1 pseudogene is annotated in these 1,014 nt (G+C 34.6%); it reads right to left on the bottom strand.

Going from position 1 to position 1,014, the window contains the following annotated elements:
- Positions 1 to 798: 798 nt before the first annotated feature.
- Positions 799 to 1,014, bottom strand: a pseudogene (locus ACFIKE_RS11345) (nicotinate phosphoribosyltransferase); the annotation flags it as partial.

The following is a 1,014-nucleotide window of genomic DNA, read 5'->3' as shown; positions in this document are numbered from 1 at the left end:
CCTTGCAAAATGCACACTGATAGTCACCATGCTATTTGTCATCCTCCAATGTTGCCTTAGCAATTCCTAATGTTACAGTTGTAGCTTGTCATCTGGTTTTGTATATTTTGACACTAGATTTTGTACCAATTTATTTTTTTTCAAAGAGTTTAAAGGTGTTCTCAAAGGGTTTTCAAAGCCTTTTCTCATTTTTACTATGGAAACGCACTTTTTTCTAATTTTCGGTAATTTTTGTAATTTGAGGTGTCAAAATCTATTTTGATAAAACGCACATTTAATGGTAACAATTGGACATAAAAACAACAAATTACCACGTATTCCTACTTAATCCCGCCTCTTTCCACTTAGTACAAAACCTGCTGTCAAACTACAACAATAACCCTTAAAACTTGAAAACCTTCATACATGCAAGGAGATGTGTGTACTTTATTTAACAGGATTGAAATGAGAAAAACTTATGATATTCGCGCACCCTCATTCAACATGCAAAATGATAGTATCTTGTTATGCCGTATAACACCGTTATTTATGACAATGATATAAGAAAGCCTCCTTGGTTAAACTTCCTTGGCATGTTAAGTATTTTTTAATGCGTAGTGAATATTTTTAAGTCTTATTTATCGATCCTTATGTAAGTTAAGCGTATGCGTGGTAGACCAAGTAGAATATGCTCAAAAAAACAGCCAAACTATTTACAGACCAGCAAAGGTTTAGAACCCTCATTCTTAGGGCAGGATAAAAATCAATCTTATAAACAATATGTTGAGGCAATATACTTGTTTTAAAGAGCCGCGAAAACTACGTCTTTATAGGTCTAGCAATTCGCTTTGTATTACCAAAAAAATTGATATAACGTTGTACTTCTTTTGAATCACCGATCGTTTTTTCAGGATTATCCGAGAGTTTTACAGCTGGTCGACCATTGGCATGAGTGGCTTTACAAACAAGGGAAAGAGCATCAAGAGTTTCGATTTCCTGAGGTGCACAGCCTGTAAAGTCATTGGTAAGATCCGT

Origin of the sequence: Bartonella sp. MU70NMGDW, from assembly GCF_042194085.1 — a bacterium.
GTDB lineage: Bacteria > Pseudomonadota > Alphaproteobacteria > Rhizobiales > Rhizobiaceae > Bartonella > Bartonella grahamii.
The sequence above is the reverse complement of the archived record's forward strand: the minus strand, read 5'-3'. Positions and strand labels throughout refer to the sequence as shown.